The following is an 8,208-nucleotide window of genomic DNA, read 5'->3' on the forward strand; positions in this document are numbered from 1 at the left end:
GGTAGTTCGACCTTATATTGGCACATTCGATGCCGTTGGGCCGTCCACCCCAACACAACTGTAATGCTAGGCGGCGAGGGGGGCTGACTGAGCACCCCGGATCAACCTCCCGGGCAGCGCTGTGGTATCCGCATCATTGCGCCGGATGATCTGCCCGCTGACCATCGTGGCGACGTAGCCGCGTGTGGCCTGGGCGATGCGCTTGCCCCCGGCGGGGAGGTCGCGCACCACTTTGGGGCCCTCCAGTCTGAGCCGGTCGTAATCGATCACATTGATATCCGCCTTATAGCCCACGGCCAGGACCCCCCGGTCATAGAGCCGCATCGCCGCGGCTGGCCGTGCGGAGAGCATTGCGATCGCCTCTCCCAGCCCCAACCGCTCCCGCTCCCGGTCCCGCGTCCAGTACGTCAGCAAAAACGTCGGGTAGGCGCCATCGCAGATCATGCCGTAATGCGCTCCGGCATCGGCAAGCCCGAGAATGCTGTTTGGATCGCGCAGCATTGCCGGCATGAAGTCGAGCGACCGGTCCTCATAGTTGGTGTATTGCAGGAACAGCATCGTCCGGCCGTCATCTTCAAGCAACAGGTCATAAACGAAGGATAATGGATCGAGGCCGCGGGCCTTGGCGATGGCGGAAACGCTTTTATCCGCCGTAGGTTCATAATCCGGCGCGTCGCCTGCAAACACATACATGCGGTCAAAATTACGGCCGATGGTATGGAACGGCTGGCCGATATCCACCAGCTCCTCTCCCAGCAGCTGCGCCTTGAACGCGGGATCCCGCAGCCGGGCCAATTTATCCGCCATCGGCAGATGCGCGATCGCCCTGAATCCGGGGCTGAGGCAGAACGGATGGATCGTCAGATCGAAATTCACGAAAAGTCCGAACCGCCGGGGGTAGACCTGCGCCTTGATTTCGGCGCCCGCCGCATTCATTTGCGCCACCTGGTCGAGCATGTTCCGCCAGTCCGTCTGGCCAAGGGAGAAACTGCCGCTGGCACAGCCGGTCTTAACCACCCGCTGGAACATTTCCAAATCTTCCGCGGCCTTGTCGGCTGCCGGATTGGCGATGGCAGAGGCCTGCCAGACCCCGCCGCCGGCGTCTTTCAATGCCGAAGCAATGACATGCAGCTCCTGCTCCGCGACGCCGAATGTGGGCACAAATTCGCCGTCCCTGGTTCGATGGGTGAAGAGCTGGGAGGTGCTGACGCCGATCGCCCCGGCCAGGACGGCTTCGCGGGTCAGCGCCGACATCTTCGCGAGGTCTTCGGCGGTTGCCGGCTCCCTGTCGGCGCCGCGCTTGCCCATCGCGTAGACCCGCAGCGGCATGTGCGGGAGCATCGAAGCGACATCGATGTCGTGAGGGCGCCTTGCGACGGCGTCGAGATATTCCGGGTAGCTCTCCCATTCCCATTTGATGCCCTCGGTCATCACCGCTTCGGGAATGTCTTCAACGCCTTCGGTTACCGCCAGCAGCAGTTCTCTGTCCTGGCTGCGGCAGGGCGCGAAACCGACGCCGCAATTGCCCATGACCGCCGTGGTTACGCCGTTCGACGATGACGGCGTGAGCCGTTCCGACCAGATGGCCTGGCCGTCGTAATGGGTGTGAATATCCACGAAACCGGGGGTCACGATCATGCCGCTGGCGTCGATCTCCTCCGCGCCCCGCTCAGGGACGTCGCCGATCTTGATGATGCGGCCATTGGAAATGCCGATATCAGCCCGCTGGGAGTCGGTGGAAAGCCCGTCGAACACCGCGCCGTTTCGAATGACAATGTCCATCAATGATCTCCTAAAAAGCCGTTGTTTGCAGAGTTATTTCCCGGTTATCGCCAGGAATATCCGCCGTCCACGACCAGCGTGGCGCCATTAACATACGAGGATGCCGGGCTGCTTAAATACAAGATCGCTTCTGCAATTTCTTCCGGGCGGCCCAGGCGTTTGCTGGCGTTTGCCGCCTGCAGGCGGGCGCGGGCATCCTCGGTCAAGCCGTTTTGTATCATCGGCGTCTCGATGGCGCCGGGGCAAACCGTATTGACCCGGATCGTCGGTCCGAACTCGAAGGCCATGCATTTACTGAGCATGAACAGACCGGCCTTGGATGACGCATACGCCGCAACGCCGTGCGCCGGCTGCAATCCAGCGATCGAACCGATATTGACGATGGTTGCGCTTGCGGCCTGGCGCAGGGCCGGCAAAGCCTGCCGGCATATTAAAAACGGGCCGAGCAGATTGATGTTCATCACGCGGTGCCAGTCATGAACGCGTAGATCCTCGATCGCGCCGCCCATGAAGATGCCGGCCGCGTTGACGATACCGTCGATGCCCTGAAGTGCGGTGGCCGCCTCCGGGATCATGCGCTCGACCTGATCGGGATTGCTAACGTCACAGCCAAATATGGGCATTTTCAATTCGTCGCCAACGGCGGTTACGGCTTGCAGGTTATTATCCACCAGAGCGACGCGGGCAGCTCGGGCCGTAAAGAGCTGAGCTGTTGCCTTGCCAATGCCGCTGCCGGCGCCGGTGATCAGGATGCGCCGTCCGGCCAGCGGGGAGGGCGATGATGACACGGTCATTGTGCTTCAAGGACCTGCGGTTTGAGGCTCGAGCAGCTCGAGCTCGTGGCCCTCCGGGTCGTTTACAAAGGCAATACGAAAGAGCGGAAGTTCGATCACCGGCTGGATCAGGACCGCGCCCAGGGATAGGGCATGCTCAATCATCGCATCAAGCTCCGGTACATAGAAACCCAGAGGCCCGTAACCGGTGCCCACGACAATATCGCGCCCGTCCTTATGATAAAATAGAATCAGCCGGGCATTCGCCTCACCCGCATCCGGCCATTTCAGGATGACCTCGGTAAATGCGTCATCCTCGATAACCCGGTGCAGAACCATCGCGAAAACCTGCATGTAGAATGCCTGCATCGCAGCGAGATCGCGCACGACCAGTTTGACAAAGCCGATCTTCATTCGCGGCTCACCAGGCTCGGAGACCGGCAATTGCTGCATTTCGTCTTCACCTTTCAGGAATAAGGCTTCGGGCATGAGAGGGCTTTGTGATCCGGCGACGCTGGGCGCAATTCGCCATGCCCCGGAGCAGGACGAATGCCGCCCGTCTGTCAGTCCCAGCGAATGGGCAGCGAGTCGATTGCAATAATGTTGCCGGCATGGAACTTGATCGGCTTTGCCGTGTCGAGGCGAAACTCCGGCAGGCGCGCCAGCATCTGTTCATAGATGATCTGCAGTTCGATGCGCGCGAGATGCGAGCCAAGGCAGCGATGCGGGCCGGCGCCAAACGCAATATGCACCTTATTCTCGCGGTTCAGGTCGAATACTTCCGGATCCGGGAACTCGCGGGTATCAAGATCGGCGGCCGGCAGGAAGATCATCAATCGTTCATCTTCCTTCATGGTCCAACCAGCGAACTCCGCGTCCTTGGCAAGCCGGCGGGACGGCACGGTGAATGTATAGCGCCGCAGCAACTCCTCGGCGGCTTCCGGGATCAGCTTCGGGTTGGCGCGCAATTTGTTTTGAAGTTCCGGATTGCTTGCCAGATGGCGCACGCCAAATCCCATGCCGTTGATAACGGTATCCAGCCCCGCAATGAATAACAGGACACCGAAATCTTCCATGGTCTCAAACGTCATCGGCTTGCCGTCGATCTCGGAACGCCAGAGCAGGCTGAGCAGGTCGTCTTTCGGGTTGATGCGGCGGTCGTTGATCTCGGCCTTCATCGAGTCCGCCACCTTGCGCATGCGGCCCAGAATATCCAGCGGGCTCACCACCGGCGCCATGAATTCATGCACCAAACCACGAAATTCAGCAGATCGTTCGAGGGGTAAGCCCATCATTTTCAAGAACACCTGCACGGGCAGCGGCTCTGCAATATCCGGCATGAAGTCGCAATGGCCTTGCGCGATCACCTTGTCGATCAACTCATTGGCCAGTGCGCGCACTTCGTCCTTGCGCGCCATCATCGCCTTCGGCGAGAAGGCGCTTTGCAACGGCAACCGGTATTTCGTGTGTTCCGGCGGATCCATGTTGATCGGCGTCGGCAGCGGAATATGTCCCTGATCGGGCGGCAGCTGTGCCAGCATCGCCGCCGCGTAAGCAGCCGGCGCCGAGCTGGAAAAGGTCTCGGTATCCCTTGAGACCAGGTAGTTTTCCTGATGCCCGATGACCACCCAATGCCCGCCGTTGCGCGGCGTCCAAAAAACCGGGGGCGCGGTGTTCAACAAATCCCTGACGCGCGCATGAGGGTCTTCGAGCAGGGCGGGATCGAGGTACATGTCGAAATCAAAAACCGCTTCCGGCGGAACGTGAGACGGCGTTGGAACCTTGGCACTCAATGTTTCAATGACCGGCGTATCCACGCGCTTTCCTCCTTAGGTTTTTACTTCGACCACAAGCTCAATCGGCGGCGTTCAGGGGCTGCCGGCCGCAGCGCGCCGCCGGTGCCGCGATGCCAAGACACGCTGGTCAAGGAGATAGCAGGACCCGGCCGCGGCGGCAATTTGCGCAAATTGAGGGTGCGCGCGCAACCGGTCAGAGGGCCAGCACAGCGCCTACATGCCGCCGTGCCGGAGCAGTTTGCCCGGTGTGGCGCCCGTGCATTCACCATCCATGAACGTGACCACGCCATTGACGATGATATAATTATAGCCTTTCGCTTTTTGAACCAGGCGCCACTCGCCCGCAGGGTAATCCCAAAGCCTTTCCTGCGGCATAGCGCCGAGGGTCTCCAAATCATAGATGATGATGTCGGCCGCCATGCCCTCGGCGATATAACCACGGCCCTTGAGCCCCGCGGCGCGCGCCGGATAGGCGGACAGGCGCCAATGCGCTTCTTCGAGCGATAGCAGGTCATGATCGCGTGACCATAAACCGAGCAGGTCTGTCGGGAAACGGCCTGTCGTAACAAACTTCGTATGCGCGCCGCCATCGCTGATACCTGGCAGCCCTGTGGGCGCTTTGATGATCTCCTGCATATTTTCCGGCGGCGTCATGATCATTTCAGTCTCAAAGCCACTCTTCAACTCGCCCCAGACCGAGATGTCGAGGAACACGTCAATTGGGTGTTTGTTTTCCCGCCGGGCGATCTCGCCGATGGTAAAGCCCTCATATTTCTCCTGTAGTTGCAGGCCATTCGGGATGTCGAGCGGCAGCCAGGCGACCTTGATCGCTTCAAGCACATAGCCTGATGCGAAAAGACCACCCCGCAGCTCATGCATGTCTTTCATCGCCCGCCGCCGCTCAGGATCCGAAAGTTTAACGAGCTTTTCGGGAACCGTGCCGATAAGCGCCTCTTTCCAACACGGCACGCCATCGGCAAGGTTGTACTCTTCCAGGGTGAACTGCGAAGCGAAATTTACCGTCTGCGCCTGCGCATATACCCGCACGCCTTCGACCTCGTTGAGCTCCTTCAACCGGCCAAGGGCCGTTTTAGGCGATATCTTGACGCCGCCATGTTGATTAAGTGCGCCTTCAGCCATGAGCGCGTTCCAGATCGCCGGCCGGCCACTTTCCCGCGCCATCAGAGCGGCGTTTTCAAGCTCGCCCGTCATCTGCGAAATACCGCGGCCGGTACTCCCCATGGCGCGCGCAAAAGCCGTTAGGTCTCGCTTGCTGATAAGATCGGTGACCATCGGCGTGCCGTCATAGTCGAGCTGGACATTGCCCTCGTCGCCCATGATCTGGACGCTGATGCCGCAGCCGCCCACTTCCATCCCTTCGACCACGAGGTCGCACATCGCCTGCAGCTCTGCCTCCGTCGCCTGGCGTTTTTTTGCCTCGTCGATACCGATGACGTAGCCATAAATGGGCGCCAGCGGCACGAAAGACATCACGTTCACGCCTTTCGGCGTATGCTCGACGCTCTCCAAATATTCCCTGAACGTCACCCAATCCCAGGGCATGCCCTGGCGCATGGTCTCCAATGGCACCGCTTCATTGCGGACCAGAGAGAGCATCGCCCGCTCACGATCCTCGGGTTTGCAGGGCGCAAAACCAAAGCCGCAATTGCCGATCACCACACTGGTGACGCCGTGCCAGCCGGACATCGTGCACCAGGGATCCCAGAAAATCTGGCTGTCATAATGCGTGTGCAGATCGACGACGCCGGGTGCCACGATTTTGCCCGCAGCGTCGATGACCGTCTCCGCGAGATCCGCGGCGATGTTTCCGCCTATCTCAACGATGATACCGTCTTTGACTGCGACATCGGCGCGATAGCGGGGCGTTTGCAGGCCATCGATGATGGTGCCGTTTTTGATGACAAGGTCGTATCTGGCCATGAAGCCTGCTCCGATAATTTTCTTGAGGACGTTGCGATGGACGCCATTTATGGTGCCGGTTCATACCCTCAAACAAGCTCAGCATTGGCCCTCCAGAACTGCAAATTCGCTCATAACGACGCAAGGATTGGAATGTCGGACCAACCCGGCGTCTCTCACGGCAAAGGCTTATCTGCAGTTAAATATTGGCTGCCAGATCGCCGCCTGGGGTTTGGCCCTGTTTGGGCGCGCCATGGGTGCCAAGGTCGTCGTATTTCCAGCCATTGGGGTAAACGCTTCGCACCATCTCATCGAGGTTACTGGCCGTGCCATCCGGCACAGGATCCTTGCGCGCCATCCGCCGCAGAAGAATTTCCATCGCGCGTTTGGCCAGCTTTGGCGGTTGGCGAAGCCCGCAAGCGCGCGCGACACGCGGATCCAGATCGGCGATCAACAGAGTGCGGAACACGCTTCGCAAAGGCGACGGAACTCGGGCCGCGAACCAATCCAGCAACGCATTCGCCAGACGCTCGTTTTCCGGTTGGTACAGCAGTTCGGTATCGAGAAAGTGCGAAAAAAAAGCGCGCATTTCCGGTACCGAAGGGGGCAGGGGCAGGGGTGAGCCGAAGGCCCGCGCCTGATGACTGTAATACATCCTGACGGCCTCCTCCTCCTTGTCGGTGACTTTCCGCCAGCCAAACCGATGGGCGAGATCAAGAGAACCAATTGCCTCCTCTGCCCCGACGGCGACAAAATCATCGGGATGAATGTCGTAGCGGCTATGCATCGCATTGACGCGCCGTGCCGCGTCACGGCCTTCGGGCTCCTTAAACCCATGCAGCATGGTGGCGGAGGCAAGTAACGTGGTGTCCACGATCCGCTTGGTGATACGCTTATCCAGCAGCTCGCCCGTGTTACTAAGAATCGTCGCGACGCGGGGCGCCGAGTAGGTAAACAGGAAGCCGTGCACGAACTTCATGAACATTGCCGACTGAAAATCACCGTAAAACAGCTGCGTGATCTGGCGATACTCGGTCTCCAGATCCAGACTTTCGATTTTTCGCAGGCGGATATAAGGGTTTGACGTACCTAACCACAGCCTCTGTGCTTGTTTCATGGCCACACCTGAAGTTTATTTTTCTTGGATAAAACGTTCGAGCAGATCGCCGGCGACGATCAGCAGGTTTGGCCCCGGGCCCCCGACGCCGCTGCGCGAAAACTGCTGACATGCCCAGCCGATTTCGCGCAGGATGACTGTCGCCCAGGCTCTCGCGAGGCTTTCCGCCAAGGCCAATCGGAATGGTGGCAAGCGCACCGCCAAGGTCTCAATCAGTTTCTCGCCGATATGGTGAATGACCGGCGGCGCGTCTTCCGCGCTCGCGAGGCCTGAGAGCAGTACTGAAGGCGTTCGATCGCGGGCAATGAAGGCCGCAATTTCGCGAAGCCAGACATCAATCTCGACGCGCGTTGGATCGGGGCCAGGCAAACGTTCCGCGACTTCACAAAGGGCCAGCATATAGCTGTCCGCGACTTCCGCAAGGATTACATCCTTGTCCTTGAAGTTCGCGTAAAGGGTGGAGCGTGATGCTCCGGCCGCCTCGGCGATCTCCTCCATCGTTGCGTTCCGATAGCCACGCAGGAAAAACACCTCACGTGCCGCCTCCACAATCCGTGAGCGCGTCAAAGCCCGCTGCGCCTCACGCAATGTTCCCGAATTTTTTAACGCGCCAGGATGTCTCATTTGCGCATTATACACCGTCGGACACAGTGTGCAATAAAAATACGTCGTGTATAGTAAATTTATCACTGCCCTATTTTTCAATGAAACTCGCCCTGGAACAGGTATAATTGCCATGATAGAACTTCCTTAGTGGCTCTTATAGCGTTATTTGTTGATATGGCCCCAATCCGATGGATCCGAGGATCAAAGCCTGCGG

The 8,208-nt window shown here is 59.2% G+C and carries 7 protein-coding genes; all 7 read right to left on the reverse strand.

All coding sequences use genetic code 11. The features are described from left to right. Nucleotides 1-66: 66 nt before the first annotated feature. Entirely contained in the window at nt 67-1,782 is a 1,716-nt protein-coding gene (locus QQJ84_RS08410) for an N-acyl-D-amino-acid deacylase family protein (RefSeq protein ID WP_284257692.1), read from the reverse strand. Between the two features lie 44 nt (nt 1,783-1,826). Next, the gene (locus QQJ84_RS08415) at nt 1,827-2,576 is read right to left on the reverse strand and encodes an SDR family NAD(P)-dependent oxidoreductase (RefSeq protein WP_284257693.1); all 750 of its coding nucleotides are present in this window, start codon (nt 2,574-2,576) and stop codon (nt 1,827-1,829) included. A gap of 6 nt (nt 2,577-2,582) precedes the next feature. Then, complete coding sequence (locus tag QQJ84_RS08420; RefSeq protein ID WP_284257694.1) at nt 2,583-3,044, reverse strand: VOC family protein; 462 nt, start codon at nt 3,042-3,044, stop codon at nt 2,583-2,585. A gap of 74 nt (nt 3,045-3,118) precedes the next feature. After that, complete coding sequence (locus QQJ84_RS08425) at nt 3,119-4,372, reverse strand: cytochrome P450 (protein WP_284257695.1); 1,254 nt, start codon at nt 4,370-4,372, stop codon at nt 3,119-3,121. A gap of 192 nt (nt 4,373-4,564) precedes the next feature. Further along, nucleotides 4,565-6,292 carry an N-acyl-D-amino-acid deacylase family protein gene (locus QQJ84_RS08430; protein WP_284257696.1) on the reverse strand — a complete coding sequence of 576 codons (1,728 nt, stop codon included), beginning with the start codon at nt 6,290-6,292 and terminating at the stop codon, nt 4,565-4,567. A gap of 178 nt (nt 6,293-6,470) precedes the next feature. Next, on the reverse strand, nt 6,471-7,388 hold the full coding sequence (locus QQJ84_RS08435; protein WP_284257697.1) for an oxygenase MpaB family protein: 918 nt from the start codon (nt 7,386-7,388) through the stop codon (nt 6,471-6,473). 15 nt (nt 7,389-7,403) lie between these two features. Next, nucleotides 7,404-8,126, reverse strand: coding sequence for a TetR/AcrR family transcriptional regulator (locus tag QQJ84_RS08440; RefSeq protein ID WP_284257699.1), 723 nt, complete (start codon nt 8,124-8,126; stop codon nt 7,404-7,406). Between the last annotated feature and the right edge of the window lie 82 nt (nt 8,127-8,208).

It is taken from the genome of Acidocella aquatica, assembly GCF_030160635.1.
In the GTDB taxonomy this organism is placed as follows: domain Bacteria; phylum Pseudomonadota; class Alphaproteobacteria; order Acetobacterales; family Acetobacteraceae; genus Acidocella; species Acidocella aquatica.

Coding starts and splice junctions, on each gene's coding strand:
- QQJ84_RS08440 (WP_284257699.1), bottom strand. CDS start 8,126: ATGGCAATTATACCTGTTCCAGGGCGAGTTTCATTGAAAAATAGGGCA.
- QQJ84_RS08435 (WP_284257697.1), bottom strand. CDS start 7,388: ATGAAACAAGCACAGAGGCTGTGGTTAGGTACGTCAAACCCTTATATC.
- QQJ84_RS08420 (WP_284257694.1), bottom strand. CDS start 3,044: ATGCCCGAAGCCTTATTCCTGAAAGGTGAAGACGAAATGCAGCAATTG.
- QQJ84_RS08410 (WP_284257692.1), bottom strand. CDS start 1,782: ATGGACATTGTCATTCGAAACGGCGCGGTGTTCGACGGGCTTTCCACC.
- QQJ84_RS08415 (WP_284257693.1), bottom strand. CDS start 2,576: ATGACCGTGTCATCATCGCCCTCCCCGCTGGCCGGACGGCGCATCCTG.
- QQJ84_RS08430 (WP_284257696.1), bottom strand. CDS start 6,292: ATGGCCAGATACGACCTTGTCATCAAAAACGGCACCATCATCGATGGC.